Origin of the sequence: Micromonospora sp. NPDC049662 (assembly GCF_040675055.1) — a bacterium.
Lineage (GTDB): Bacteria > Actinomycetota > Actinomycetes > Mycobacteriales > Micromonosporaceae > Micromonospora.
Genome location: NZ_JBFAOC010000004.1, coordinates 150,902 through 176,683 on the forward strand (window position 1 = coordinate 150,902; position 25,782 = coordinate 176,683).

Annotated in this window: 28 protein-coding genes; 13 read left to right on the top strand and 15 right to left on the bottom strand. The window is 71.0% G+C overall.

What is annotated here, in order from left to right:
• Positions 1 to 205 precede the first annotated feature (205 nt).
• Positions 206 to 760 carry a hypothetical protein gene (locus tag AB0J36_RS05055; RefSeq protein WP_357129290.1) on the top strand — a complete coding sequence of 185 codons (555 nt, stop codon included), beginning with the start codon at positions 206 to 208 and terminating at the stop codon, positions 758 to 760.
• Here the strand turns inward: AB0J36_RS05055 and AB0J36_RS05060 are convergent.
• On the bottom strand, positions 745 to 1,221 hold the full coding sequence (locus AB0J36_RS05060) for a MarR family transcriptional regulator (RefSeq protein ID WP_357129287.1): 477 nt from the start codon (positions 1,219 to 1,221) through the stop codon (positions 745 to 747). The two genes, AB0J36_RS05055 and AB0J36_RS05060, sit on opposite strands and share 16 nt — an antisense overlap.
• A 100-nt stretch (positions 1,222 to 1,321) precedes the next feature.
• On the opposite strand from AB0J36_RS05060, the gene AB0J36_RS05065 reads away from it, so the two are divergent.
• Positions 1,322 to 1,549, top strand: coding sequence for a hypothetical protein (locus AB0J36_RS05065; RefSeq protein WP_357129284.1), 228 nt, complete (start codon positions 1,322 to 1,324; stop codon positions 1,547 to 1,549).
• A 10-nt stretch (positions 1,550 to 1,559) separates the two neighbouring features.
• Here the strand turns inward: AB0J36_RS05065 and AB0J36_RS05070 are convergent, their stop codons facing one another.
• The 6 genes from AB0J36_RS05070 to dnaA all read right to left on the bottom strand — a co-directional run bounded on the left by AB0J36_RS05070 (position 1,560) and on the right by dnaA (position 8,049).
• Positions 1,560 to 2,198 carry a DciA family protein gene (locus AB0J36_RS05070; protein ID WP_357129281.1) on the bottom strand — a complete coding sequence of 213 codons (639 nt, stop codon included), beginning with the start codon at positions 2,196 to 2,198 and terminating at the stop codon, positions 1,560 to 1,562.
• Positions 2,188 to 3,321, bottom strand: coding sequence for a DNA replication/repair protein RecF (gene recF / locus AB0J36_RS05075; RefSeq protein ID WP_357171744.1), 1,134 nt, complete (start codon positions 3,319 to 3,321; stop codon positions 2,188 to 2,190). Before recF ends, AB0J36_RS05070 begins: the two co-directional genes overlap by 11 nt.
• Before the next feature lie 16 nt (positions 3,322 to 3,337).
• Positions 3,338 to 4,210, bottom strand: a complete 873-nt coding sequence (gnd, locus tag AB0J36_RS05080; protein WP_357129275.1) for a phosphogluconate dehydrogenase (NAD(+)-dependent, decarboxylating) — start codon at positions 4,208 to 4,210, stop codon at positions 3,338 to 3,340.
• A gap of 38 nt (positions 4,211 to 4,248) precedes the next feature.
• Positions 4,249 to 5,382, bottom strand: a complete 1,134-nt coding sequence (gene dnaN, locus AB0J36_RS05085; protein WP_357171746.1) for a DNA polymerase III subunit beta — start codon at positions 5,380 to 5,382, stop codon at positions 4,249 to 4,251.
• Between the two features lie 212 nt (positions 5,383 to 5,594).
• Positions 5,595 to 5,867, bottom strand: a complete 273-nt coding sequence (locus AB0J36_RS05090; protein ID WP_363660121.1) for a hypothetical protein — start codon at positions 5,865 to 5,867, stop codon at positions 5,595 to 5,597.
• 355 nt (positions 5,868 to 6,222) lie between these two features.
• On the bottom strand, positions 6,223 to 8,049 hold the full coding sequence (gene dnaA, locus AB0J36_RS05095) for a chromosomal replication initiator protein DnaA (RefSeq protein ID WP_357131280.1): 1,827 nt from the start codon (positions 8,047 to 8,049) through the stop codon (positions 6,223 to 6,225).
• A 621-nt stretch (positions 8,050 to 8,670) separates the two neighbouring features.
• On the opposite strand from dnaA, the gene rpmH reads away from it, so the two are divergent.
• The 9 genes from rpmH (at position 8,671) to AB0J36_RS05140 (ending at position 16,503) form a co-directional block, all read left to right on the top strand.
• On the top strand, positions 8,671 to 8,808 hold the full coding sequence (rpmH, locus tag AB0J36_RS05100; protein WP_007453904.1) for a 50S ribosomal protein L34: 138 nt from the start codon (positions 8,671 to 8,673) through the stop codon (positions 8,806 to 8,808).
• Between the two features lie 34 nt (positions 8,809 to 8,842).
• Complete coding sequence (gene rnpA, locus AB0J36_RS05105) at positions 8,843 to 9,259, top strand: ribonuclease P protein component (RefSeq protein WP_357131283.1); 417 nt, start codon at positions 8,843 to 8,845, stop codon at positions 9,257 to 9,259.
• Entirely contained in the window at positions 9,256 to 9,549 is a 294-nt protein-coding gene (yidD, locus tag AB0J36_RS05110) for a membrane protein insertion efficiency factor YidD (protein WP_357131286.1), read from the top strand. Before rnpA ends, yidD begins: the two co-directional genes overlap by 4 nt.
• A gap of 2 nt (positions 9,550 to 9,551) precedes the next feature.
• Positions 9,552 to 10,544 (top strand): membrane protein insertase YidC, encoded by a 993-nt coding sequence (yidC, locus tag AB0J36_RS05115; protein WP_357131790.1) that lies wholly within the window; start codon positions 9,552 to 9,554, stop codon positions 10,542 to 10,544.
• Between the two features lie 214 nt (positions 10,545 to 10,758).
• The gene (locus tag AB0J36_RS05120) at positions 10,759 to 11,361 is read left to right on the top strand and encodes a R3H domain-containing nucleic acid-binding protein (RefSeq protein ID WP_357131289.1); all 603 of its coding nucleotides are present in this window, start codon (positions 10,759 to 10,761) and stop codon (positions 11,359 to 11,361) included.
• A gap of 143 nt (positions 11,362 to 11,504) precedes the next feature.
• A complete protein-coding gene (gene rsmG / locus AB0J36_RS05125; RefSeq protein WP_357131794.1) occupies positions 11,505 to 12,215 on the top strand; it encodes a 16S rRNA (guanine(527)-N(7))-methyltransferase RsmG in 711 nt (236 codons plus the stop codon).
• 255 nt (positions 12,216 to 12,470) lie between these two features.
• A complete protein-coding gene (locus tag AB0J36_RS05130) occupies positions 12,471 to 13,778 on the top strand; it encodes an AAA family ATPase (protein ID WP_357131292.1) in 1,308 nt (435 codons plus the stop codon).
• 27 nt (positions 13,779 to 13,805) lie between these two features.
• Positions 13,806 to 14,828, top strand: a complete 1,023-nt coding sequence (locus AB0J36_RS05135) for a ParB/RepB/Spo0J family partition protein (protein WP_357392243.1) — start codon at positions 13,806 to 13,808, stop codon at positions 14,826 to 14,828.
• Positions 14,829 to 15,474: 646 nt separating this feature from the next.
• Positions 15,475 to 16,503 (top strand): hypothetical protein, encoded by a 1,029-nt coding sequence (locus AB0J36_RS05140; protein WP_357131298.1) that lies wholly within the window; start codon positions 15,475 to 15,477, stop codon positions 16,501 to 16,503.
• Positions 16,504 to 16,873: 370 nt separating this feature from the next.
• Here the strand turns inward: AB0J36_RS05140 and AB0J36_RS05145 are convergent, their stop codons facing one another.
• Positions 16,874 to 17,371: an SgcJ/EcaC family oxidoreductase gene (locus AB0J36_RS05145; protein ID WP_357392245.1), complete on the bottom strand. Its 498-nt coding sequence runs from the start codon at positions 17,369 to 17,371 to the stop codon at positions 16,874 to 16,876.
• 25 nt (positions 17,372 to 17,396) lie between these two features.
• Between AB0J36_RS05145 and AB0J36_RS05150 the strand changes: the two genes are divergently transcribed.
• Positions 17,397 to 17,903 (top strand): MarR family transcriptional regulator, encoded by a 507-nt coding sequence (locus AB0J36_RS05150; protein ID WP_357392248.1) that lies wholly within the window; start codon positions 17,397 to 17,399, stop codon positions 17,901 to 17,903.
• 177 nt (positions 17,904 to 18,080) lie between these two features.
• Here the strand turns inward: AB0J36_RS05150 and AB0J36_RS05155 are convergent, their stop codons facing one another.
• Positions 18,081 to 19,082, bottom strand: a complete 1,002-nt coding sequence (locus AB0J36_RS05155) for a D-alanine--D-alanine ligase (protein WP_357131307.1) — start codon at positions 19,080 to 19,082, stop codon at positions 18,081 to 18,083.
• A 7-nt stretch (positions 19,083 to 19,089) separates the two neighbouring features.
• Positions 19,090 to 20,403, bottom strand: a complete 1,314-nt coding sequence (locus tag AB0J36_RS05160) for a PLP-dependent aminotransferase family protein (protein ID WP_357131310.1) — start codon at positions 20,401 to 20,403, stop codon at positions 19,090 to 19,092.
• 284 nt (positions 20,404 to 20,687) lie between these two features.
• Between AB0J36_RS05160 and AB0J36_RS05165 the strand changes: the two genes are divergently transcribed.
• The gene (locus tag AB0J36_RS05165) at positions 20,688 to 21,353 is read left to right on the top strand and encodes a GNAT family N-acetyltransferase (RefSeq protein ID WP_074315552.1); all 666 of its coding nucleotides are present in this window, start codon (positions 20,688 to 20,690) and stop codon (positions 21,351 to 21,353) included.
• Between the two features lie 6 nt (positions 21,354 to 21,359).
• On the opposite strand, the gene AB0J36_RS05170 is transcribed toward AB0J36_RS05165, so the two are convergent.
• The 5 genes from AB0J36_RS05170 to sigM all read right to left on the bottom strand — a co-directional run bounded on the left by AB0J36_RS05170 (position 21,360) and on the right by sigM (position 25,779).
• Positions 21,360 to 22,523 (bottom strand): N-acetylmuramoyl-L-alanine amidase, encoded by a 1,164-nt coding sequence (locus AB0J36_RS05170; protein ID WP_357131314.1) that lies wholly within the window; start codon positions 22,521 to 22,523, stop codon positions 21,360 to 21,362.
• A 150-nt stretch (positions 22,524 to 22,673) separates the two neighbouring features.
• A complete protein-coding gene (gene trxA, locus AB0J36_RS05175; protein ID WP_007453873.1) occupies positions 22,674 to 22,997 on the bottom strand; it encodes a thioredoxin in 324 nt (107 codons plus the stop codon).
• A 31-nt stretch (positions 22,998 to 23,028) separates the two neighbouring features.
• Entirely contained in the window at positions 23,029 to 23,979 is a 951-nt protein-coding gene (gene trxB / locus AB0J36_RS05180; protein WP_357131317.1) for a thioredoxin-disulfide reductase, read from the bottom strand.
• A 175-nt stretch (positions 23,980 to 24,154) separates the two neighbouring features.
• Positions 24,155 to 25,090, bottom strand: coding sequence for a hypothetical protein (locus AB0J36_RS05185; RefSeq protein ID WP_357392250.1), 936 nt, complete (start codon positions 25,088 to 25,090; stop codon positions 24,155 to 24,157).
• Positions 25,087 to 25,779: an RNA polymerase sigma factor SigM gene (sigM, locus tag AB0J36_RS05190; RefSeq protein WP_357131323.1), complete on the bottom strand. Its 693-nt coding sequence runs from the start codon at positions 25,777 to 25,779 to the stop codon at positions 25,087 to 25,089. Before sigM ends, AB0J36_RS05185 begins: the two co-directional genes overlap by 4 nt.
• Positions 25,780 to 25,782 lie beyond the last annotated feature (3 nt).

The following is a 25,782-nucleotide window of genomic DNA, read 5'->3' on the forward strand; positions in this document are numbered from 1 at the left end:
TACCCTCGACTCCCCCCACACGCCACGCCCTGTTCGGACGCGCCGCCCCCAGACAGGTTGACCCGCGCTCGGGCGGGTCGGGGGTCGCGGTCGGATCGTCCGTGCCGTACGTTTGCGGCGCCCCGGAAGCGGCCTTGATCTTTACCGGCCGGAACCGGGACGATCGACCCGATCGACCCGACACGTGCTCTCTAAGAGGTGACAGATGGGGCTGGACAACGTCGCGGTGCAGTGGCCGCGGACCGGCCGCTTCTACGATCCGGTGGCGCCGGCCGAGTTCGTCGACTTCGGCGAGATCGTCGACCTGCCACGGATCTCCGCGCCGACGGCGGCGCTGGCCGAGCTGATCGCGAAGACCGGCACCGTCCGGGCGACCGCGTACACCGAGCTGGTGGATCTCCTGCTCGGCCTCGAAGGTGTGTTGTACGCCACAGACGCCGCGGCCGAGGACGAGGACCCGGTGATCGACCCGGACGGCTGCGCCTGGATCGCCGGTGGCATCGAACGGTTCGTGGCCGGGCACCGGGAGTACGGCGAGACGGTCACCTTCGACTCGGTGAGTACGGTGCTGCGGTCGCTGCTCGGCGACGGTCGGCTGGCGGAGCAGCAGCTGCGCTGGCTGGACACCCGGCTCGACGCGTTGCGCGACGAGAGCGGTGATCCGCCGCAGTGGAACTTCACCTGTGCGGAGCTGGGCGTGCTGGCGGCGTTCTACCGGCGGTGCGCCGAGCGCGGCTTCGCCGTCTACGCCGACGCCTGAACCTCCGGGCCGGCGGGGCGGTTGGCGGCGGCGATCACCTGAGTGAGCGCCGCGTGCAGGTGTTGCAGGTCCTCTACGGGCAGTCCGAGGCGCTGGACGATCGCGGCCGGGATCCGCTCGGCCTGGGCGCGCAGGGCCATGCCGCTGGCGGTGAGGGTGACGGCGAGGCTGCGCTCGTCGGCGGCGTCCCGTTCCCGGCGCAGGTAGCCGGCCGCTTCGAGCCGCTTGAGCAGGGGTGACAGGGTGCCCGGGTCGAGCTGCAACAGGCGGCTGAGGTCACGGCCGGACAGCGGGGCGTGCTGCCAGAGCGCCAGCATCACCAGGTACTGCGGGTGGGTCAGGCCCATCGGCTCCAACAGGGGCCGGTAGACGGCCACCACGCTGCGGGCCGCAACCGACAGGGCGAAGCAGACCTGCTGCTCCAGCGCCAGCGGATCGGTGCCCTGCGGTTGGTCGCTCATCGGTTGCTCTCCTCGCGCACGGCAACTATCGTACCGATCGTTGGTACACCAACCATTGGTGCGGCAACCTTAGAGCGACGGCACGTGGGAGGGGCGGCAGATGAGCGAGGACGGCGCTACCACCAGAGCACCCGGCGAGGGCGGTCGACTCCTGAGCTGGGCCTTCCGGCACCTCGCCGGGCCGGCCGACGGCGTGCAGGGCGCGGTGCAGGGCGGTTCGACGGCCGCCCGCGAGGCGTGGAAACGTGACCTGGCCGAGCGCAAGCGCTACACGCAGGAGCAGCGCGAGCGAAAGCGTGCGGCCCGGGAGGCGCAGCGGCGGCGCTGAGCAGGCCGGCTCAGCCGTACGTGTCGCGCGGTCCCCGCCCGCGTACCCGCCGTGGACCCTTCTGCCAGGACGGCGCGGCCGGCCCGTGGATGTGCAGCTTGCGCACCACGTTGTGGCCGACCTCCTGGGCGATCTGCTTGAGCAACGAGCCGGCCAGCAGCCGCAACTGGGTGGCCCAGGCCGTCGAGCGCGCCTCCACGGTCAACTCGCCGTTCTCCAGCTTGACCGGCCGGCTGTGCTGGGCGACCTCCGCGCCGACCACCCGCTCCCACGCGCCGAACACGGTGGCCTCCGCCGCGGGCTGCTGCCAGCCCCGCGCCTTCACCAGCCGGTTCAGCACCGCGCTCAGGGGCTGCGGGTCGCGCGGGTCAGGCCCCGGGCCCGAGTAGCCACGCAGCCGCCGTCCCGAGCCGCCAGCGCCGTCGGCGCCAGCGCCACCGCCGGAGGTACGCCGGGTGCGCGCCGCCGCCTGGCGGCGGGACAGCGCGGCGTCGAGCACCGCCCGCGCCAACTCCGGGCCGCTGGGCCCCTCCGGCTGCCCGTCGGTCGCCCCGGCAGGTGGAGTACGCCCGCCGGCGGCATCCCCGGCCTGCCGGCCGCTGCCGGTGGACGTGCCGCGCGCCGGCCGGGTCTCTGGCTCATCCGACATGTCGTACCGTCCCCTCGCCGACCTGGTAACGGGTGCCCCGCAACGCGGCCGGAACGTCGTCGTCCACGGCACAGGTGACCAGCAGTTGACTCGCCCCGCCCACCAGTTCCGCCAGCCGTTCCCGACGACCGGCGTCCAACTCGGCGAAGACGTCGTCGAGCACCAGGACCGGTTCGATGCCGTCGGCGCGCAACAGGTCGTACCCGGCCAGTCGCAGCGCGAGCGCGAACGACCAGGCTTCGCCGTGACTCGCGTACCCCTTGGCCGGCAGCGGGCCGAGCGACAGGGCCAGCTCGTCCCGGTGTGGCCCGACGAGCGTGGTGCCCCGTTCGATCTCGGCGGACCGCGAGGCGGCGAGCGCGGCGGCCAGCGCCTCGGCGAGCGTGGCCCGGTCGGTGGTCGGTTCGGCCAGTTCGACCGTCGGCCGGTAGGCGATGCCGGCCGCGCCCCGGCCGGCGGCCACCGCGTCGTACGCCTTGGCGACGTGCGGGGTGAGCGCGGCGACCAGTTCCAGCCGGCCGGCGAGCAGCTCCGCGCCGTGCTGGGCCAGATGGGTGTCCCACACCGCGAGGGTGCCCAGGTCGCCGCCGCGGGAGCCGCCGGTCTTGCGGGCGAGGTACGCCGTACGCAGCAGGGCGTTGCGCTGTTTGACCACCCGGTCGTAGTCGGCGCGTACGCCCGCGTAGCGGGGTTGCCGGTTGACCAGGAGGTCGTCGAGGTAGCGGCGACGCTCGGCCGGATCGCCCCGGACCAGTTCCAGGTCCTCCGGGGCGAACAGCACCAGCCGCAGCGCCCCGAGCACGTCGCGCGCCCGTCGCGCGGGCGATCGGCCCAGTCGGGCGCGGTTGGCCCGCCCCGGCACGATCTCCAGCTCGACCAGGAGTTCGCGCCCGTCGTGTACGACCGCGCAGCGGATCACCGCCGAGGAGGCGCCCATCCGGACCAGCGGCGCGTCCGTGGCGACCCGGTGCGAGTCCAGGGTCGCCACGTAACCGAGCGCCTCGACGAGGTTGGTCTTGCCGACACCGTTGGCGCCGATCAGGACGTTCGCCCCCGGCTGGAGGTCGACGGCGACCCGCTCGTACGAGCGGAAGTCGACAAGTTCCAGCCGGCGGACATACACAGGGTGTGGATACCGCTCAGCGCTTGTGGACGGCGTGGCCGCCGAACTGCTGGCGCAGCGCGGAGACGGCCTTCATGGCGGGCGAGTCGTCCTGTCGCGACTGGAACCGGGCGAACAGGGAGGCGGTGATGACGTTCAGCGGTACGGCGAGCCGGACCGCCTCGTCGACCGTCCAGCGCCCCTCGCCGGTGTCCTCGGTGTAGCCGCTCAGGTCGGCCAGCTCCGGGTCCTCGTCGAGAGCGCGGTCCAGCAGGTCGAGCAGCCAGGAGCGGACGACCGTGCCCTCGCGCCACGACTTGAACACGCCGGGCACGTTGGTCACCAGCTCGGAGGCGGTCAGCAGCTCGTAGCCCTCGGCGTAGGCGTGCATGAGGCCGTACTCGATGCCGTTGTGCACCATCTTGGAGTAGTGGCCGGCGCCCACGGGGCCGGCGTGCACGAAGCCGAACTCGCCCTCGGGCTTGAGCGCCTGGAAGATCGGCATGAGCCGGTCGACGTGCTCCTGGGCGCCGCCGACCATCAGGCCGTAGCCGTTCTGCCGGCCCCAGACGCCTCCGGAGACGCCGACGTCCACGTAGCCGATACCGCGCGCGTTCAGCCGCTCGGCACGGGGAGCGTCGTCGCTGAAGCGGGAGTTCCCGCCGTCGATGATGATGTCGCCGTCCCCGAGCACCTCGGCGAGTTCGTCGATCGTGGCATCGGTGACGCCGGCGGGCACCATGACCCATACGGCACGCGGCGATTCGAGCTTCTGTGCCAGCTCGGCGAGGTTAGCCGCGTCGCTCAGCTGCGGGTTGTGATCGAATCCGACCACTTCGTGGCCGGCAGCCCGCAACCGCTCGCGCATGTTGCCGCCCATCCGGCCGAGTCCTACCAGGCCGAGCTGCATTTGTTCCTACCTCCGTGGATCTGGTGTTGCTGGGCCGATCAGCGAGAGACGCGGATCGGCATGATGAGGTACCGATACCCCGGAATGACCTCACCATCCTCGCCAGCGGGTGAGATCACCGCCGGCTTGAAAGCGTCGACGAACGAGAGCATGGCGGTCTGCGCGCCCAGGTTTGCCAGGCCGTCGATGAGGTACTGGGGGTTGAAGCCGATGGTGAGCGCGTCACCGGTGAAGGTGGCCTCCATCGCCTCGCTCGCCCGTGCCTCCTCGGAGCCGCCGGCCTCGACCACCAGGCCGTCGGCGCTGAAGCTGAGCAGCACCGGCGTGGTGCGCTCGGCCACCAGGGCGACCCGCTTGACCACCTCGATCAGCGTGCTCACCGACACCCGCGCCTCGGCGTTGTGGGTGGCTGGGAAGAGCGAGCGCACCGGCGGGTAGTTGGCGCCGTCGAGCAACCGGCTCGTGGTGCGACGGGTGCCACCGGCGAGGCCGACCATGCCCTCACCCGCCGCGCCCTGGGCGAGGGCGAGGGTGACCTCGCCGCCCAGCGGACCGAGAGCCTTGGCGGTGTCGTTCAGGGTGCGGGCCGGGACCAGCGCGTTGATGCTGACCTCGGGGTCGTCGGGTCGCCACTGGATCTCGCGCAGCGCCAGCCGGTACCGGTCGGTGGCGAGCATCGACAGCGTGCTGCCGGAGAGCTCGACGCGGACGCCGGTCATCATCGGCAGTGTCTCGTCCCGGCCGGCGGCGATGGCCACCTGGGCGACCGCCGTGGCGAAGGCCGCGGCGTCGACGGTGCCGGCGCTCTGCGGCATCTCGGGCAGGGCGGGGTAGTCCTCCACCGGCATGGTGGGCAGCGTGAACCGCGCGCTGCCGCAGACCAGCTCGAGGTGGGCGCCGACCGCGGCGATGTCGACCGGCTTGGCCGGCAGCGCCTTGGTGATCTCGGCGAGCAGGCGGCCGGAGACCAGCGCGGCGCCGTCGGCGTCACCCTGCACCTCGACGGTCACCTGGCTGGAGACCTCGTAGTCGAAACCGGAGACCCGCAGGTTGCCGTCGGTGACGCGGAGCATCACCCCGGCGAGCACCGGTACGGACGGCCGGTTGGGCAGGCTCTTCGCGGTCCACGCCACGGCCTCGGCGAGCGCGTCGCGCTCCACTCGGAACTTCATCAATGCCTCCGCGTCGACGTCAGCGACAACTCTCTCATGCCGACCGCTGCCTACCGTCCCGCCCGACCGTGCGGGTGTCCATCGCACCTTAGGGCGCGGGGACATCGGCTGTGCGCCCGACCCCATGGATCGTGTCGATGCTGACCGGCCTGTCCGGCAGCGTTCGGCCCGATCCACAGAAAGCCCAACGGTGATGATTGGTTTTTGTTCTCTTAGAAGAGATAACCCATCGTCTTCATCGCACCTGTGCAAACTGTGGAGAACTCGGGTCTGCGCAGCTCAGACAGGTTATCCACCGGTGGGTTGGCTGTGGAGAACCGGGTGTGAAACCGCGTCACCTGTCCACAACCCGGCGGCGCGGGCCGGTTGTCCACCGTTGTCCACCGGTTGTCCACCGGTAATCCACCGACTTTCTCCCCAAGGTTGTGGACAGCCGAGAAGATCACCATTGGCGTTGTCCCCAGAACCTTCAACAGCTCGTACACACCTCGACGATCATCGGTGGATAACTTCGGCGTTGTCCCCAGGCGTCCACAGCGTCGTACACAGGGTTTCTCCACAGCCTGTGGGTAACTGAGGCGGGACCGACCGTAGTTATCCACCGACGGTGGATAACGAGTTGTGGACAACGAGTGAGCTTCGAGGTGGACACGGCACCGATCCTGTGGCCTACACCATGTCGAGGGTCAAGCCGAAGCCCTCGTCGGGCGGCGAAATCGGTGCCGCCGATGCCGAAGCGAGCACCGTCCGGAGTCGGGTCGCGGCGTTGCGGCGTCAAGAAGAACGCCCGGCCGGAGATCCGGCCGGGCGTGTCCCGGGAGTCGTGCGGCGTCGTACCCCTCAGGTGTTCTGCTTGATCCGGTTGGTCAGCTCGGCGATCTGGTTGTAGAGCGAGCGCCGCTCGGCCATCTGCTGGCGGATCTTGCGGTCCGCGTGCATCACAGTGGTGTGGTCCCGGCCACCGAAGGCCTGCCCGATCCTCGGCAACGACAACTCGGTCAGCTCACGACACAGGTACATGGCGACCTGGCGGGCGTTGACCAGGACGCGCGAGCGGGACTGGCCACGCAGATCCTCCAGGCTCACCCCGAAGTAGTCGGCGGTGGACGCCATGATCTGGTCGGCGTTGATCTCCGGCCCGGCGCCGTCGGGCATGAAGTCCCGGAGCACCTCCTCGGCCAGGGACAGCTCGACAGTCGACCGGGTCAGGCTGGCGAACGCCGTCACCCGGATCAGCGCGCCCTCCAGTTCCCGGATCGAGTTCGACACCCGGGAGGCGATGAACTCCAGCACGTCAGGCGGGGCGTACATCCGCTCCTGTGCCGCCTTCTTCTGCAGGATCGCGATCCGCGTCTCCAGATCCGGTGGCTGGATGTCGGCCAGCAGTCCCCACTCGAACCGGGTTCGCATCCGGTCCTCCAGGGTGGCGAGCTGACGCGGCGACCGGTCGGAGGTGATGACGATCTGCTTGTTGGCGTTGTGCAGAGTGTTGAAGGTGTGGAAGAACTCCTCCTGCGTACGCTCGCGGTTCTCCAGGAACTGGATGTCGTCGATCAACAGGATGTCGACGTCGCGGTAGCGCCGCTGGAACGCGCTGGTCTTGTCGTCCCGGAGCGAGTTGATGAAGTCGTTGGTGAACTCCTCGGTCGAGACGTACCGGACCGAGCGGGCGTTGCCGAGCGTCGTGGCGTAGTGCCCGATCGCGTGCAGCAGGTGCGTCTTGCCCAATCCGGAGTGCCCGTAGATGAAGAGCGGGTTGTACGCCTTCGCCGGCGACTCGGCCACCGCCACGCTCGCCGCGTGGGCGAACCGGTTGGACGAGCCGATGACGAACGTCTCGAACATGTACTTCGGGTTCAACCGGTTGCCACCGGTGTCGGCGCCAGGCAGTCGGCGCTCGTCACGCCCGCCGGGACGATGATCCATCCCGCTGCGACCCGGGCCGCTGTCCGTTCCGCCGTCGCGGGGCAGGGGACGGATCACGTGCTGGTCCCGGGGGGACGTGGCGTCCTCGCGGTAGCGGGGCTCGTACGGCCGGGTGTCGGGGCCGGGCGGATCGAGTCGGGCCGCCTGCTCGTCGTACCCGCGCCGCTCGTGCGCCGGTCGGGGCGACCGCGTCGGCTCGACGAAGGCGGTGCTGAACAGTGCCTCCTGCCCGTCCCGGCTGGCCGGGATCAGCCCCGGCCGGTGCGCGTCGACGACCGGCGCGGGGGGTGGACCCGCCGGCGCCGGCGGGGCGGCGGTCTCGGGCAGCCGTGGCCCGAGTTGGTCACCGATGCCCTCGTTCGCCACGGACCGTCCGGCGTACTCGTTCCCGAGCGGGCCCGACTGCGGTTCGTCGACGTCGAGTGGTCCAGGCTCCGGGGTGCTGCGGTAGACGGTGCCGGCCGGGCGGCCGGCGGCGTCCTCCGCCACGCGTACGGTCACGGCAACCTGGATCGGCCGGCCGAGTCGGCGGGTCAGCGCCTCGGTGATCGCCGGGCGCAGCCGTGACTCGATCACGTCCCGGGTGAACGCGTCCGGTACCGAGAGCAGCGCGGTGTCCTCGACGATCGCCCGCAGCCGGGTCAACCGGAGGTAGGCGCGCTGCTGGGCGGAGATGATCTCGTCGGCGAGCTCGTCGGTCGCCGCCAACCACACCGCGGCAAGGTCGGTCGTACCGGCCACCGTCGTGCCACCCCCTCGCCTCTGCTCCCGGCCGCCGCTGTCTGCCAGCCGCCCGTCCCGGGCCCGCCGCGTGCACGGGTGGAACATCACCCACCCGGACAACTGACCAGCGCTCGTCCACAGGTTATCCACAGCCTGTGCACCGACCGATTGTGGCCGCCCCCGGGCGCGGGACCTGCCCCTGCCTGGACGGCCGTTGAAGCGGGTTCACCGTGCCGAACGATTCACCAGCGTGTCCGGTCTTGCCTGCGCGCGACGACCGGAGCATCCGACGCTCACCGCAATCGGGCACGGTAACAGCGTTGTCCCTGCCCCATCAACCGGCGACGCCCCAGCGACCTTGTCGGCATCAGCGAAAACCGCCCCTTCGGTCCCGGGCGCGTCCCGACCTCCTCGCTGTGGATGTTTGACGGTCATTGCACCCCTGCGTAGGCTGGAGCGGCTGCTCTCTCGCCCTCTGCTAGGGTGATGGGTGCTTGCTGCCCGCGGTCGTTTCCCCGCACCGTCGGTCCCGCTCCGCCGGGCAGCGCCGAACGGTGGCCATCGTCGAGGTGGCCTGGACCACCCCACGACCCCGGCGATCCCGTCGCGCGGGGCGCGTACGAAAACGGAGAGCCTGACGTGAGCAAGCGCACCTACCAGCCGAACAACCGCCGGCGCGCGAAGACCCACGGCTTCCGGCTGCGCATGCGCACCCGTGCCGGCCGTGCCATCCTCTCGAGCCGCCGCGCCAAGGGTCGTACCACCCTGTCGGCCTGAGCCGACCGGGCTGGTCCGGGGGACGTGGGCAGTCGTGCTGGCCGCCGCACAGCGACTGCGGCGCAGCACTGACTTCGCCGCAGCGGTTCGCGGTGGCCGACGCGTCGGCCGAGGTGCCGTCGTGGTCCACCTGACCATGCCTTCGGCCACCGACCACAGCACAACGACCTCGCCGGAGCCGGCGCGGGAGCCTGGCGCGGAGCAGCCCTCCGCTCCGGCCCGCGCCGGCTTCGTCGTCTCCAAGGCGGTCGGCAACGCGGTGGTCCGCAACAAGGTCCGGCGCCGACTTCGGGCGCTGGTCCGGGAACGGTTGGACGCGTTGCCCGACGGCAGCACCCTGGTCGTCCGAGCACTGCCCGCCGCGGCCGAGGCGTCGTACGCCCGGCTCACCACCGACCTGGACGCCGCCATCGCGGTTGCCCGGTCGCCACGGGAGAGGCGGCCCCGGTGAGTGCCGATCCGACCGCCACACGCCCGCCGTCGACAGGTGCCCGGGTGCTGATCGCGCCCATCATCGCGTACCGTCGGTGGATAAGTCCGGCACTGCCGGCACGCTGCCGGTTCTACCCGTCGTGCAGTGCGTACGCCCAGGAGGCGCTCGTGCGGCACGGCCCGTTCCGGGGAGTCGTGCTGGCGGTCCGCCGGTTGCTGCGCTGCCACCCCTTTCACCCTGGTGGACATGACCCGGTTCCGGAGCCGGGCAGCCGCCGTCGTGCTGATGTGACTGGAGCCCCGAATTGAGTCTGAGTCTCGACTGGATCTACTACGCGATTTCGTGGATCCTGCTGACCTGGCACTCGGCGTGGGACGCCATCGGGGTGCCGGTCGGCGCGGTGGTCGGCACGAACTTCGCCTGGATCCTGTCCATCATCTTCCTGGTGGTCACCGTCCGGGTGATCCTGTTCCCGGTCTTCGTCAAGCAGATCAAGTCGCAGCGGGCGATGCAGGCGCTCCAGCCCAAGGTCAAGGAGCTGCAGGAGAAGCACAAGGGTGACCGGGAGACGCTCCAGAAGGAGATGATGGAGCTCTACCGGAAGGAAAAGGCCAACCCGCTCATGGGCTGCCTTCCGATGTTCCTCCAGATCCCTGTCTTCCTCGGCCTCTTCCACGTGCTGCGGCGGCTCGACCCGTTCAAGCCCGAGGACAAGAAGACGATCTACGGCTGGACCGTCGATCAGTTCAATAGCGCCTCTCACGCGAAGCTCTTCACGGCCCCGCTCGCTGGCAAGTTCGGCTCCACCGCCGACGAACTGGCGCGGCTCAACGCCAACGGCAACACCACGAAGATCATTGCTGGTGTCCTGGTCCTGGTGATGATCGCCACCACGTATCTGACCAGCCGTCAGATGATCCTCAAGACCGGCTGGGCCGAGGACCCGCAGCAGCGGATGATCCAGCGCCTGATGCTCTACGGCATCCCGGCCTCGCTGCTGATCTCGGGCGCGATCTTCCCGATCGGCGTGATCATCTACTGGGTCACGAACAACCTCTTCACCCTCGGCCAGCAGCAGTGGGTGCTGCGGAAGTTCCCGCCGCCGGTGACCGCGAAGAAGGCCACCGCCCCCGCGGCCAGCCGCAATCCGGTGCAGCCCGCCAAGTCGGGTGGGCTCTTCGGGCGTGGCAAGGCCGCCCCGGCCGCGCCCGTCAAGGCCGCCGCGCCGAAGGTTGCCGGCCCGAAGCCGGGTGCCAAGCCCGCCAACCCGAAGAAGAGCCGCCCCGCCAAGCGGCAGGGCTGACCGCCGTGCGGCCGTCGCCGGGCAACCGGCGACGGCCCGGGCCCCGCACCGCGCAGCCGCCGTATGGCCGGCGCCGGGCGGAACCGGCCGCGCACGGCGCGGTCACGGGCGACACTGCCCGTACAGACGTGCCCGTGGGCACCGGCGACCTCCCGCCGGCCCCGGGAAACCAGCGGACCCGACGGTCCGGCCGAGCGAGTACGGAGATGAGACCGTGACCGAGACCAGCATCCCCCGCGCCGACCAGTCCCTGGACGAGGAGGAGACCGCGACGATCGAGGTGGACGGCGACGACACCGAGGCCGACGACGCCACCGAGGCCCCGGCCGGTGGTCGTGAGAAGAAGAGCGCGGGCGAGAGCGACCTGTTCCGGCAGAGCGAGATTGCGGCCGACTACGTCGAGGGACTGCTCGACATCCTCGACTACGACGGCGACATCGACGAGTTGGTGGCCAGCGGCCGTCCCGTCGTCGAGGTGGTCGGCTCCCGGCTGCAGAACCTGGTCGGCCAGCGTGGCGCCACCCTGGATGCGCTCCAGGAGCTGACCCGGCTCGCCGTCTTCCGGCAGACCGGTACGCCGAGCCGCCTGCTGCTCGACGTCGGTGGCTACCGGGCGAACCGTCGCAAGGAGCTCGCCGCCGTTGCCAAGAACGCAGTCGAGAAGGTGAAGGAGTACGGCGAGCCCGTGCGCCTGGAGGCGATGAACGCGTTCGAGCGCAAGTGCGTCCACGACGTGGTCAACGCCATGGCCGGCGTGGCGAGCGAGTCGGAGGGCGTCGAGCCGAACCGTCGCATCGTCGTACGGCCGGCGGACTGACTCCGTTGACCCACGACGACACCGCGGCTGATGCCGTGACCGGCCCGGGCGGTACGCCGTCCGGGCCGTCGGCTGTCCGGAGCGACAGCCCGGCGGGGTACGACGCGGCGAACGGGAGTCCGCCGTCGCCGGCCGATGCCGCGTTGCCGCCCGAACTGGCTCCGGCCGCGCTGACCCTCTTCGGTGACCGGCTCGACATCGCCGCCGCGTACGCCGAACTGCTGGCCACCGACGGCGTGGTCCGCGGTCTGATCGGCCCGCGGGAGGCGCCCCGGATCTGGGACCGTCACCTCCTCAACTGTGCCGCCGTGGTCGAGCGCATTCCGAGCGACGCGAGCGTGCTCGACGTTGGCTCCGGCGCCGGGCTGCCCGGTCTGGTGTTGGCCATCGCGCGTCCCGACCTGACGGTCACGCTGATCGAGCCGCTCGCGCGGCGCACGTCGTTCCTCATCGAGATCGTCGAGCGGCTCGGCCTGACCCGATCGGTGCGGGTGTTCCGTGGCCGCGCCGACGAGGCCGCCAGTGGGTCGAGCGGCCGGGACCCGATCAGCGGTGACGTGGTGACCGCCCGCGCCGTCGCGCCGTTGGACCGACTGGCCGCCTGGTGCCTACCGCTCGCCGTGCGCGGTGGACGACTGCTTGCCCTCAAGGGATCGTCCGCAGCGGCCGAGATCGAGGAGCACGCTGCCGTCGTGGAACGGCTCGGCGGCGGGGAGGCCGCCGTGCACCTCTGCGGCGTCGGCGTGATCGACCCACCCACCACGGTGGTGGAGATCGTCCGGGAGCGGATGGTCGGCCCGGCCCGACCGGCGGCGAGCAAGCGCTCGCGCGGCGGGCGGACTCGCCGCCGCTGACCATGGCGCCATCGGGCGTCCGGTCGACGGTTTGCCTCGTTGTATCGGTACGGATGGACGACGGAATGAGAACCCGACGTGGACCGGCCACGCCCGTCCGCCGTAGGCTGGCCGCGCGTCGATAATGTGGAGCGGCCGACGGACGTCGCGGACTCCGACCGCTCCCGAGGGGCCGTACGCTCCGGGGTGCGAGAGCGGGTGTGGCCAAGTTGACCGGGGCGCGGACCGACCATCCGAAGCGGGCAGGGATGACAGGTGCATGACGACGGCAGGTACGACGATCCACGCGTGACCGGGTCAACCAGCGACCCTGTTTCACGTGAAACCGACTACCCGAGCTGGTCCCCCGGCGTCGCCGGAGCGTCCGTTCCGGTGGACGACGATGTGTTCTCCGCACCGGACGAGGCGGTGGCTCCGACCATCGGGCCGGAGCCGACGATCGGTCGGCGGGCGGCCGACGGACCGAGTCGACCCGCGAATGCCGCCGACGTGCGGCAGACGCCGGGCCGGCGGAACAGAGCTGCGGCGGTGCGCTTCGAGTCCGCCGTGCCCCACCAGCCCACCGCCGCAGCGGCGCGCGACGCCACGCCGGTGGTTCCCGACGTACCGGTCGCGTCGACCGAGTCGTTGGCGGCGGTCGCGACCGACCCCACGTACGTTTCACGTGAAACCCCGACGCGCGAAGAGGATGACCCACCGTTGGCTATGGAGGCGATGCGCGCCGTGCAGATCCTGAATCCCAGTGGCGAGGTGACCATGCCTCGACCGGACCGGACCCGGGTCATGTGCGTCGCCAACCAGAAGGGTGGCGTGGGTAAGACCACGACCACGGTCAACCTCGCGGTGGCGCTCGCCCTGCACGGTAACCGGGTGCTCGTGGTCGACCTGGACCCGCAGGGCAACGCGTCGACCGGTCTGAACGTGCCCCACCACACCGGCATTCCAGACGTCTACGACTGCCTGATCAACAGCGTGCCGCTGGCCGAGGTGGCGCAGGCGGTCGAGGGCATCCCCAACCTGTGGTGCGTACCGGCCACGATCGACCTCGCCGGGGCGGAGATCGAGTTGGTGTCCGTGGTGGCCCGCGAGTCGCGCCTCGACCGTGCCATCGCCGCCTACCCGGGCCAGTTCGACTACGTCTTCATCGACTGCCCGCCCTCGCTCGGCCTGCTGACGGTCAACGCCCTGGTCGCCGCGCAGGAGGTGCTGATTCCGATCCAGTGCGAGTACTACGCGCTGGAAGGCCTCAACCAGCTGATCAACAACATCAACCTGGTACGGCAACACCTCAACCCGAAGCTCGACGTCTCCACGATCCTGCTCACCATGTACGACCGTCGTACCCGCCTCGCGGACGCGGTCGAGCAGGACGTCCGGAACCACTTCGGCGACAAGGTGCTCCAGGCGGTCATCCCCCGCAACGTGCGGGTGTCGGAGGCACCCAGCTACGGCCAGTCGGTCATGACCTACGATCCCGGTTCGCGGGGCGCCACGAGCTACTTCGAGGCCGCCCAGGAGATCGCCGAGCGGGGCGTCAAGGAGCCGGTGGGCCGGAATGCGTAGTGGGGACGAGTCGCTGGGAGGCGTGGCATGAAGAACCGCCCTCGGGGCGGTCTGGGGCGGGGCCTGGGGGCTCTCATCCCGACCGGGCCCGTGCCGGGTGCCGCCGGCACCGTGACTGCCGAGCCGGAGAACGGGAGCGTCGACGCTGACGAGGGCGTGACCCCCACTGCCCTCCACACGGCCCCGGTAGGCGCCGTCGCCCACCAACCGGAGCCCGAGCTCAGCCCCGTGCCGGGCGCTCGGTTCGCGGAGATCCCGGTCGACGCGATCATGCCGAACCCGAAGCAGCCGCGCCAGGTTTTCGACGAGGAGGCGTTGGAGGAGCTGAAGACCTCCATCCGGGAGGTTGGCTTCCTGCAGCCGATCGTGGTGCGCCAGCTCGACGACGAGAAGTACGAGCTGGTGATGGGCGAGCGCCGTTGGCGCGCGGCCCAGGCGGTGGGACGGGACAATATCCCGGCCATCGTCCGGGACACCCGCGACGACGCCATGCTCCGGGACGCGCTGCTGGAGAACATCCACCGCGCCAACCTGAACCCGCTGGAAGAGGCCGCCGCGTACCAGCAGTTGCTGGAGGAGTTCGGCGCCACCCACGAGGAACTGGCCCGTCGGATCGGCCGCAGCCGGCCGCAGATCTCCAACACGATCCGGCTCCTCAACCTGCCGGCCCAGGTGCAGCGCCGGGTTGCCGCCGGCATCCTCTCCGCCGGCCATGCCCGCGCTCTGCTCAGCCTCGACGACTCCGAGGCCCAGGAACAGCTGGCGTTGCGGATCGTCGCCGAAGGGCTGTCGGTACGGGCGACCGAGGAGATCGTGGCTCTGACGCTGAACGACGGCCCGGCGAAGGGACCGGCCGCCAAGCGGCGACCGAAGCCCCACGCGCCCGCCCTGTCGGATCTCGCTGACCGTCTGTCGGACCGCTTCGACACGCGGGTGAAGGTCGACATCGGTCGGAGCAAGGGCAAGATCACCATCGAGTTCGCCACCGTGGATGATCTGGAACGGATCGTCGGCATCATCGGCGTACCGGAGGAGGGGTCGCAGGACTGACGTCCGCGACCTTCTGTCAAGGGCCGCGCCTCTCCAGGGGGGCGCGGCCCTCGCGCGTACGGCCTCGTTTCACGTGAAACCGGCGCCCGAAGCGGCTCTTGGATCTCGACCCGGCGTCGCCGAGGTGCCGGCCGAACGCGTTCACCCGCCACGGCCCACGAGGGCGTCCCAGACGGCCGGGTGAGCCGGGAGGTCCCCTCTGCCGCCCGAGGGCGGCAGCGACCCGCTCAGGCGGCGCGCGGGCCACCGCTTGCGGGGCCCGGGTCGCGGCGTCCGGCTCCGCGGGTAAGTCATCGCGTTTCACGTGAAACGCCCCTCGGCGGGCGAGGGCACCCACGCATGCCGGCACCGCCGGGAGTGGTGGTCCTGAGCGCGACCGGCCGGCGGGCGGGCAACGATCGAGGGGCCGAAAAGTTATCCACACCCGTTGTCCACAGGCACCCCCCGTTTCACGTGAAACGCCGCGTGAAAGCGGGTGACAGCCTGTGGATGACCGCATGTATGGACGCCCTCGGCAGCCTGTGGATATCGACTCGCCGGCCGACGACGACGGGCCCCGGCGATCGACGTCGGACGCTGATCGTGGCGGTTGGAACCGGTCGAACAGGTAGGGACAGCGGTGCCAGACTCGGTTAGGGTCAGCGTCGTGCGCGACACCCCTCCCTCAGTCCCGGACTTCACCCAGTGGCCCTCGTTTCCCTTCGAGGGCGAGCTGCGGGTGAAGCAGCTCGAAGAACCGGTCCCGGTCGAACCGCCCCGCAAGGGCGAGGGTCTCCGGGAATGCACCGCCTGCAACGCACCCGACGACGCCTACATCTGGGTGGGAGAGCGGTGGCGGGTCCGTGCCATGGACCGGCCGACCGGCCTGCCGATGGTGCTCATCCTCGAATCGCGGAGCCACCTGGACCTGGGTGACCTGCCGAACCTGCTCGCCGCCGAGCTGGGGGTGATGACGGTTCGTCTCGAGCGGGCCATCCGGTCGCTGGACGGCGTGGCGCGGGTGCACGTGAACCGGTGGGGCGACGGCTCCGCCCACCTGCACATGTGGTTCCTCGCCCGGCCGTACGGTCGGCTCCAACTACGGGGAACCTTCCTGTCCCTGTGGGACTCCATCCTGCCGCCGATCTCCGAGGAGCAGTGGCGGGAGAATCTGGCGCTCGTCGCCGCCTGGCTCGCCGAGTTCGGTGGCCGACCGTTGGCCGAGCCGCCCCGCATCCAGTGGCAGGCCCCGTCGAGTCTGCTGGCCCAGTCCGCGGCGGCGGCCGCGCATGCCGCAGCCGCTCAGGATGACGCCGTGTCTGTCATCGAGGCGGCCGAGGAGATCCCCGAGCCAGTCGAGGACGCAGACGGCAACGTCGATGGCGACCTCGGTTCCGAGTCGCCGGCTGCGGCGGAGGACCAGTCTGTGGACAGCGACGACCCGGTAACGGCCGTCGCTGACGACGCCGACGGGTCGACAGCCGCCACAGCGTCCGAGCCGAAGTCGCCCGTCAGCCCGGTACTCGATGCCCCTGCGGTCGAGTCGGTCGCCGACGGCACGACGACCTCGGAGCCGGAACGCGACGCCGAGGATCCGGCACCGGGGATTCCGGTCGTCCCAGCCCAGCGGAGGCCCCCCGCCGACGACGCCAGCGACGGCGGAGCCACCCCGCCCGGCGTGAGCGCACCGCGCTGATCACCGGTTGCGCGTGGGGGTTGGCGGACGACAGTCCGGATGTCGAGCCACCCCCACGCTCGCCGCGGCGGGCGGCGGCAATGCCGGGTGCGGACCAACGCTCGGAAATGCCCTCGCGCGCCGAGCCCTGAGCAGATCACCGACGCTCGCATCCGGCTCGGTGCCGGACAAACCCGAGCCGCCAAGTTACGTCTCTCGCGCTGGACACTCAGCCGCCTCTCGACACCGCGCCCCGCTGACCCGTCGCGGGCGGACGGCGACGCTTGACTACAGCGTCAGACGCGCGGATCGCGGAGATCCGAATGGCCTCGGTAGTGCCGGCGGTGACTCACGACCCTCATGTCGGGACTCCGTCGAGGTGGTTGCCTGCCTAATCTGCGTGGACCGCAGCCTTGCTGCCGATGCCGAGCGCACGGGTGAGCCTCACCATGGTTCGGGCGAGTCGGGAAGGCACGGAGTCCGGGGCTGGGATGGTGACCGGTCGCACGCGGCCGTTGTGCAGCGCGGTGAACCGCCATCCCTCGGGCGTGTGGACCGCAACGAGAGTCTGGCGGGACAGGCGCCTTTTCGGTAGTCGAGAACGCCACGGCATCTGGACCGAGGCGGTGCCATGGACGATGGCGATGTCGGGGCTGAGGTAGCGAATGGATTCGATGTCACCGACGAGTGCCGAGTCGGCGAGCACGCCCCGGAAGAGCTGGTCGTGGGCGCTTTGCATCGGCTTTCGCCCGATGGCGCGGGTGCCGTCGTACGAGACGTAGTCGGAGTCTTCGGTGAAGCAGGCTGCGTAGGCGACAGCGTCGTTGTCCGTCCAGGCCTGCTTGAGGCGGTGGAAGAGAGCTGTGATCTCGTGGTCTTCGGTAGCCATGGCTACACCCCTCTAGTATTATTCGATGGTCGAACCTTACGATAGCAGGAGTCTTCGAGTGTCGAAACATGAACTGGTCGGCTTGGTGGCCGCCGAACTTCGGCTGCTGCAGCAGAGCTTCGACGCTTTCGACGAGGCCGCCGCCACCACCCTCAAGCTCAACCGAACGGACCTGCGAGCGTTGGACCTGCTTCTGGCCGGCGAGGGTTGCCTGTCGGCTGGCGAACTCAGCCAGGCCCTGAAACTCAGCCCGGCCGCCACAACCACTGTCATGGACCGACTTGAGCGCACCGGATTCGCGAACCGGATCTCCGACCCGAACAACAGACGACGCGTCCTCGTTGCCGCGACCGACGCGGCTCGCGCCGCTGAGCGAGACATATACGCACCGGTCGGTGTCGCCGGAGCGCAAGCGCTTGCCGAGTACAGCCTCGACCAGCTCGCCACGATCCTTCACTTCCTGCAGACTGCCCGCCACGTGCAGGAGGACCAGGCGACGCGGATCAGCCGACACGAACCCGACGATCTCTGACGCTGCTCACCGGTTGCTGCCTGGAGCGCGCTCGGCCGCCGCGAACGCCGCCACCAGCCGGTACCGCTCCGGCTCTCCACCAGGTGCCTGCTCACCTACCCCGTGCGCGATCGAGGACCAGGTTCACGGGCGTGCAGGGTGTCACGAGGGGTGCCCGAAGGTACCCGATCGGTCGGGTCAGGACGGGTGGCGGGCGGCGGCCCGGCTGACCAGTGAGCCGAGCAGGCGGCCGAAGTCCAGGCCGGCCGCCTGGACGGCCAGCGGCAGCAGTGAGGTCTCCGTCATGCCGGGCGAGACGTTGACCTCCAGCACGTGCGGACGGCCCTCAGCGTCCACGATCACGTCGACCCGGGAGAGGTCCCGCAGACCGAGCGCGGTGTGCGCGGCCAGCGCCACGTCGGCCACCGAGGCGGCCACCTCCGGCTCCAACCGGGCCGGAGCGTGCCAGGTGGTGCGGCCGGCGGTGTAGCGGGCGGCGTAGTCGTACACGCCGTTGCGCGGCACGATCTCCACCGGTGGCAGCGCCTGCGGACCGTCTCCCAGGTCGATCACGGAGACCGCCACGTCGATCCCGGGCACGTACCGCTCGACGAGGGCCGTCGGGTCGTACGCGAAGCAACCGACCATCGCGGCCGGGAGGGACGCGGCGTCCCGGACCACGGCGGCGCCCAGACCGGAGCCACCCTGCGCCGGCTTGACCATCAACGGCAGGCCGAGCCGGTCGGCGATGCGGTCCAGCACGGCGACCGCCCCGAGTTCGGAGAAACGGTCGTGCGGCAGGGCCACCCAGTCGGGGGTGGGGATGCCAGCTTCGCGGAGCACCGCCTTCGCCGAGGGCTTGTCCCAGGCGAGCCGGGAGGACCGGGCGTCGCAGCCGACGTACGGGATGCCGCACAGGTCCAGCACTCCTCGCAGTGAGCCGTCCTCGCCGGTCGCGCCGTGCAGAGCGATCACGACGGCGTCCGGCGGATCGGTGGTCAGGGACGGCAGGAGGGCCACGTCGGCATCCCGCAGTTCGGCGTCGACGCCGACGGCGCGCAGGGCGTCGAGCACGCGCCGACCGGAGCGCAACGACACGTCCCGCTCGTAGGAGAGTCCGCCCGCGAGGACCAGCACTCGCAGGTCGGCCGCGACGGCGGAATCGGTCACGGAGAAGCGCTCGGCAGCGGTCGTACCCATGCCGGCATCATGCCAAGTCGGGACCCGGCACGTCGGAGCCGGGCCGGCCGCGGCGGCCGGCGACACCGCCGACGGCACCGAAGACGCGCCGCGTCGCGAGTTCCTGCTCCATGACGCCCGCCAACCGGCGTACGCCCTCGCGGATGCGCTCCGGAGGCGGGAAGCTGAAGTTCAGCCGCATCGCGTCGGTGCCCGTGCCGTCGGCGTAGAAGCCGGTGCCGGGCACGTAGGCGACCCGGGCGGCGATGGCGCGCGGCATCATGGCCTTGGAGTCCAGGCCCTCGGGCAGGGTGGCCCAGACGAAGAGCCCGCCGGCCGGGGTGGTCCAGCTGGTGCCCTCGGGCATCAGATCGGCCAACGCGTCGAGCAGGGCGTCACGGCGTTCCCGGTAGACCTCGCGGTAGACCTTGAGCTGCTGCCGCCACGGCATCGTGCCCAGGTAGGTGGAGACGGCGGACTGGGCGTAGACGCTGGGGCAGAGGATCTGCGCCTCACTGGCGATGACGATCTTGTCGCGGACCGCGTGCGGCGCCAGGATCCAGCCCACCCGCAGGCCGGGAGCGAACGTCTTGGAGAAGGTGCTGATGTAGAAGACGCCGTCGCGCCGCCGGGCCCGCAGCGGCGCCGGGGCCTCACCCTCGAAACCCAGTTGGCCGTACGGGTCGTCCTCGACCACGAGCAGGCCGGCGCGTTCGCAGATGTCGAGTACGCGCTCGCGGCGTTCCTCGCTGAGCGTCACGCCAGCCGGGTTCTGGTAGGTCGGGATCGTGTAGAGGAACTTGACGCGTCGGCCGGCCCGGGCGAGGTCGGCGATGGCCGTCTCCAGCGCCTCGGGAATCAGCCCGTCGGCGTCCATCGGCACGTGCGCCACCTGTGCCTGGGCGGCCTGGAACACCCCGAGCGCGCCCACGTAGGTCGGGCCCTCGGCGAGCACCACGTCGCCTGGGTCGAGGAAGAGCCGGGCGACCAGGTCGAGCGCCTGTTGACCGCCGACCGTGACCACCACGTCCTCGGGGGAGGCGCCGCACGCGGCGTCGATGCCGGAGAGGGCCATCACCTCGCAGATCCGCTCGCGCAGCTCCAGGGTGCCCTGGCCGATGCCGTACTGGAGGGTGGTGACCCCGTGCTCGGAGCCGAGCCTGCCCAGCATCTCGCCGACCGCGTCGAGCGGCAGCGCGGCGATGTACGGGGCGCCGCCGGCGAGCGACACGACCTCCGGTCGACTGGCCACCGCGAAGAGTGCTCGGATCTCGGAGGCGGTCATCCCGCGCACGCGCCGGGCATACCGGTCGGTGTAGTCGTCGAGTGTCGTGCCGGTCATGACCTCACCTCGATCACTGCTCGGGTGGCTACCGCCCCGGGTACCCCGCCTGCTCGTGTCCATGGCGGCGGCACACCGATTGTCGATCCTAGTCCGCCGAGGCCTGGTTGCCGCCGTGCCGGAACGGATCGACCACATGGCGGACCCTGCGGCCGGGGGTGGGGATCTGCGCATCCCCTCCCGTACGGTCGATCGGCGGCGTACGATCGCTCGTCGGGGGCAGGAAGGCGGCGCTGTCGTTCCGTGCCGGTCTCACCACCGAGCCTATTGTGGGGATGCGCCATATGTCGCGACGTCTGGTCAGCCTGACCCTCGACACGCTGGAGGATCTTCCGCGCCCCTGCCGCCAGTGCGTCTACTGGGAGCTTGATCCGGTCTCCGCGGACCGGGCGTGCGCCGCCGGTGACCCGGGCCTGGAGAAGGAGGCGTGGGTCTCCCAGACCCTGCTGGAGTGGGGGTCCTGCGGCAAGCTCGCGTACGTCGACGGGATGCCGGCGGGCTTCGTGATGTACGCGCCACCCGCCTACGTTCCCCGCTCGATGGCGTTCCCGACGTCGCCGGTCTCGGCCGATGCCGCGCTGTTGATGACCGCCAACGTGGTCGCCGCGTTCGCCGGGGGCGGGTTGGGCCGGATGTTGGTGCAGGGTGTCGCACGGGACCTGACGAAGCGTGGCATCAAGGCGATCGAGGCGTTCGGCGACGCCAAGTTCGGTGACGCCGACGATCCGGCCGGCGGCTGCGTGGCACCGGCCGACTTCTTCCTCTCCGTCGGCTTCAAGACGGTACGTCCGCATCCCCGTTTTCCCCGGCTGCGCCTCGAACTGCGTACCGCGCTGAGCTGGAAGTCCGACGTCGAATACGCGCTGGAGAAGCTGCTTGGCTCGATGAGCCCGGAGACGCTGCTCCGGCCGGTCCGGCCCGCCCCGGCCACCCGCTCCACCGGTGGCTGAGCGGGATCAGTCGACCACGGTGCCGGCGGCCACGACCGCACGCAGTTCGCTGACGTCGAGCGAGCCGGTCGGCACGTCCCGCTCGATCGGGTAGTACATCCGCTGGACGGCGGCAACGATCGCCTCCACCACCCGGTCGCGGAAGCGGGGATCGACGAGCCGGGCGCGGTCCACGGGCGAGGTGAGGTAGCCGACCTCGACCCGGACCGCCGGCATCCTCGTCAGTCGCAGCAGGTCCCACGCCTTGGCGTGCGTACGGCAGTCCCGCAGCCCGGTCCGCGCCACGATCTCCCGCTGCACCAGACCCGCCAACCGTTCACCGGTCGCCGAGGTCACCCCGTTGTCGGTGCCGTAGTGGTAGGTCGCCACCCCCTCCGCGTCCGGGTTGGCGTGCCCGTCGAGGTGCAGGGAGATGAACACGTCGGCACCGAGCGAATTCGCCAGCAACGCCCGGTCGGTGTCCGGCAGGCACGCGTCGGGCGCCGGACCCCGGGTGAGCTGAACCCGGACCCCGGACGCTGCGAGTCGTCCCTCCAGCCGGCTCGCCAGGTCGTGCACGAGGTCGGCCTCCGTCCAGCGCAGCGGGCCGTCCGGCACCACCATCCCGGGGTCGGTGCCACCGTGGCCGGGGTCGATGACCACCGTCTTACCGACCAGCGCCGGTCCGGACTGGCGGATCGCGTCGGACTCGCGCAACCACTGGGGGCGACCGCCGACGACCTTGCGACCGATCCGGCGCAGCGCGTCCATCGTGTGCGGGCCGCAGGAGCCGTCGGGCGTGAGACCCACCTCGCGCTGGAACTGGGCCACGGCCCGGGACGTCCGGATGCCGTAGATGGCGTCGGCGCGGCCGACGTCGTACCCCATCTCCAGCAGCCGTTCCTGCAGCGACCGGACATCCTCGCCGGTGAGCGGCTCGGGGACCGCGTGGTAGAGGGTGCGGGCACCGAGTCGCCAGCGTGCGGCCTCCAGCGCGCCCCAGGTCTCCGAGCCGACCCGGCCGTCCACGCTGAGCCCCCGCGACTGCTGGAACGCGCGGACCGCGCGTTCGGTGTCCAGGTCGAACTCGTCGCTGTGCGGGCCGGCGGCGGCGAGTAGGTCGAGGCCGGTGAGGATGGTACGGATCTCCGTGACCGCAGGTCCCCGGTCTCCGGGTCGGATCGGACGCACGCACGACCCCCTCTGCACGAGTCTGGCTGGCCGGGCGGCGGCCCTGAGCTTGAGGCTATGCGTTCCGGACCGGTGACGGGCTCGGGCCGGGAAAAACACCGAACCCCGCACCCGACGAGCGGGCACGGGGTTCGGTGGTGTCTGCGCTGATCAGAGGGCCGACTCGATGAGCCGGACCAGCTCACCCTTCGGCTTGGCGCCGGCGATCGACTGCACGGGCTGGCCGTTCTTGAAGACGGTGAGGGTCGGCACCGACATGACCCGGTAGGCCCGGGCGGTCTCCGGGTTCTCGTCGATGTTGAGCTTCACGATGGTGACCTGGTCGCCCATCTCGCCCGCGATCTCCTCGAGCAGCGGCGACACCTTACGGCACGGCCCGCACCACTCGGCCCAGAAGTCCACCAGCACCGGCTTGTCGGCCTGCAGCACGTCGGCGACGAAACTCGCGTCCGTGACCGCCTTGGTATTTCCCACTATTGCCCTCCTCCGGGATGTGTTTCCTGTTTCAGCTGAGCGTCGCGATGAACCGCTCGGCGTCGAGCGCGGCGGCACAGCCGGTGCCGGCCGCGGTGATCGCCTGGCGGTAGGTGTGGTCGACCACGTCACCGGCGGCGAAGACGCCGGGCACGCTCGTCCGGGTGCTGGGGGCCTGGACCTTCACGTAGCCCTCGTCGTCCAGCTCGACCTGGCCCTGGAACAGCTCACTGCGGGGGTCGTGGCCGATGGCCACGAACACGCCGGTCACGTCCAGCACCTTGGTCTCGCCGCTGTGTACGTTGCGGACCCGTACGCCGGTGACCTTGCCGTCAGCGCCCAGGACCTCTTCGACGGTGCTGTTCCACTCGACCTTGATCTTCTCGTTGCTCAGCGCCCGGTCGGCCATGATCTTGCTGGCCCGGAAGGAGTCGCGTCGGTGGATGATGGTCACCGAGTCGGCGAAGCGGGTGAGGAAGCTGGCCTCCTCCATCGCCGAGTCACCACCGCCGACGACGACGATGTGCTGGTTGCGGAAGAAGAAGCCGTCACAGGTGGCGCACGAGGAAACACCGTGGCCCAGGTACTCCTGCTCGCCCGGCACGCCCAGCGGACGCCAGGCCGAACCGGTGGAGAGGATCACGGCGCGGGCGCGGTAGGCGGTCTCGCCGACCCACACGGTGCTCGTCGCGCCCGAGCCGGCGTCGCCGGTGTCGACCAGCTCGACCCGCGTCACGTCGTCGGTCAGGAACTCGGCGCCGAACCGCTCGGCCTGCTTGCGCATGTTGTCCATCAGCTCGGGGCCGAGGATGCCGTCGGCGAAGCCGGGGAAGTTCTCCACCTCGGTCGTGGTCATCAGCGCGCCGCCGGACTGCGAGCCCTCGATGATCAGCGGCTTGAGGTTGGCGCGCGCCGCGTAGACCGCCGCCGTGTAACCGGCCGGGCCGGAGCCGATGATGATCAGGTTGCGGACCTCGTCCACTGCCGTCTCCCGAGTTGTGTGTGTTCGGCGTCGGCGCGCGCACCGATGCTGATCCGAGTGCCGACGCCTGGGGGGTGCCGGCAGCTGACTTCCAGAACGTCATCGTACGAAGCGGGGATTCCCGAACCGGGCAACCGGTGGGTCAGGTCACGTGGACGCTCATCGTGCTGCGGATTCACCCTACCCGCGCGGAATACCGGCTGTCCGAGCCGGACCCGGGTACGCCGCACTCGGCGCCGCTCACCCAGGCCCAGCGCGATCCGGTCGCGTCGGTGAACCGGATGACGAGCGCCTGCTCGCCCTGGAACCGCGCGTAGTCGATCATTTCGACGGCGAGTGGACCCGAGCCGTGCTCCGCCGCCACGGACGACAGGCACGTGCTCAACGCGGCCTCGGTGGTGAGCCGGGCGAGCTGATTCGACCCGTCGGGGGAAGGTCGTCGCTCACCTCCGGTGTCCGCCCCGGGCTGCTCACGGGGGCCACTGCCGCTCGAACCCAGCAACGGGGACGACGGGCTCGGCGTGCCGCCGAGGCTCTGCGGGGTGTAGTCGGTACCGCTGTGCAGGGTCGGGCCGGACGTGCGGACCGTCCCGCCGGCGGCGAGGTCACGAGGCGCGTTGACCGGACGCTCCATGGCACCGCTGTCCGCGGTGTTGGTCGAGAGGTGACTGAGCCCCAGACCGACCGCGACGACGGCGGCGGCCGCGACGGCCACCGGGGTGGCGGCGCGGACCCAGCGACGCCGCCGACGACCCGGGCCGGTGGGGCCGCGCCCCGACTCGGCGGGGAACGAGGTGGTGGGCCGACGTCCACCCTGCGCCGGCACGGTCACCGGTGTGGCGTCGGCCGGCGGGGTGTCCGCCGCCACCAGCGCGGCGGCGATTCGTTCGGCCACGGCGGACGGCAGCTCCGGTGCGGGCTCGGCCCACCGGGTCAGGTCGCTGCGGACCTGCGTCACCGCGGAGGCCAGCAGCGCGTACGCCTCAGCCCAGGCCGGGTCCGTGGACACCAGTTCGGCGATCCGGGCCTGCTGCGGGGTGCCGTCCAACGCTCCGCCGAGGTAGTCAGCGAGCAGGTCGGCGTCGACCTCCCGGAACTCCTCGGTCGTCACGTGTCCTCCTGATTGGCGTCCTGCCGGATGCGAACCGACCCCGATCCGACGCCCTCGGCCGGGCGTGGGTTCCCCGTCGTGACGTCGGGCACGTCCGGTTCGACCGGTCCGGGGCGCGTCGGCGGGGGGCGGAGGTGCCCGAGCAGCACCGCCAACCGGGCCCGGCCCCGGGCGCACCGGCTCTTCACCGTCCCCTCGGCGACCCCGAGGATGCGGGCCACCTCGGCCACCGGGTAGCCCTGCACATCCACCAGTACCAGGGCGGCCCGCTGCTCGACCGGAAGCGCGGCGAGCGCCGCGCGAACGACGAGCGCGGTGTCGTGGTCCTGCACGGGCGCGGCCGGCTCGACGCCGCCGGTGCCCGACCCGTCGGCCCGGTTGCCGTCGGGCAGCGGCACCGTGGGGTGCGCCTGCCGGCGGCGGATGCGGTCCAGGCAGGCGTTCACCACGATCCGGTGCAGCCACGTGGTGACGGCGGAGTCACCACGGAAGCGGGCCGCCGCGCGGTGCGCCGACAGCAGGGCGTCCTGGAGCGCGTCGGCGGCCTCCTCACGGTCGCCGAGGGTCCGCAGGGCCACCGCCCAGAGCCGATCGCGGTGCCGGTGGAACAGGGCCGCGAAGGCGTCCCGGTCGCCGGCGACGTGGGCGCGCAGCAGCTCCAGATCCGTTGCCGCGTCGCGCCCGTCCATCAC

What these genes read in the sequence shown, in the direction of transcription:
- AB0J36_RS05055 (WP_357129290.1), top strand. Translation starts at nt 206, where the DNA reads ATGGGGCTGGACAACGTCGCGGTGCAGTGGCCGCGGACCGGCCGCTTC.
- AB0J36_RS05060 (WP_357129287.1), bottom strand. Translation starts at nt 1,221, where the DNA reads ATGAGCGACCAACCGCAGGGCACCGATCCGCTGGCGCTGGAGCAGCAG.
- AB0J36_RS05065 (WP_357129284.1), top strand. Translation starts at nt 1,322, where the DNA reads ATGAGCGAGGACGGCGCTACCACCAGAGCACCCGGCGAGGGCGGTCGA.
- AB0J36_RS05070 (WP_357129281.1), bottom strand. Translation starts at nt 2,198, where the DNA reads ATGTCGGATGAGCCAGAGACCCGGCCGGCGCGCGGCACGTCCACCGGC.
- gnd (WP_357129275.1), bottom strand. Translation starts at nt 4,210, where the DNA reads ATGCAGCTCGGCCTGGTAGGACTCGGCCGGATGGGCGGCAACATGCGC.
- dnaN (WP_357171746.1), bottom strand. Translation starts at nt 5,382, where the DNA reads ATGAAGTTCCGAGTGGAGCGCGACGCGCTCGCCGAGGCCGTGGCGTGG.
- AB0J36_RS05135 (WP_357392243.1), top strand. Translation starts at nt 13,806, where the DNA reads ATGAAGAACCGCCCTCGGGGCGGTCTGGGGCGGGGCCTGGGGGCTCTC.
- AB0J36_RS05145 (WP_357392245.1), bottom strand. Translation starts at nt 17,371, where the DNA reads ATGGCTACCGAAGACCACGAGATCACAGCTCTCTTCCACCGCCTCAAG.
- AB0J36_RS05150 (WP_357392248.1), top strand. Translation starts at nt 17,397, where the DNA reads ATGGTCGAACCTTACGATAGCAGGAGTCTTCGAGTGTCGAAACATGAA.
- AB0J36_RS05155 (WP_357131307.1), bottom strand. Translation starts at nt 19,082, where the DNA reads ATGGGTACGACCGCTGCCGAGCGCTTCTCCGTGACCGATTCCGCCGTC.
- AB0J36_RS05160 (WP_357131310.1), bottom strand. Translation starts at nt 20,403, where the DNA reads ATGACCGGCACGACACTCGACGACTACACCGACCGGTATGCCCGGCGC.
- AB0J36_RS05165 (WP_074315552.1), top strand. Translation starts at nt 20,688, where the DNA reads ATGTCGCGACGTCTGGTCAGCCTGACCCTCGACACGCTGGAGGATCTT.
- sigM (WP_357131323.1), bottom strand. Translation starts at nt 25,779, where the DNA reads ATGGACGGGCGCGACGCGGCAACGGATCTGGAGCTGCTGCGCGCCCAC.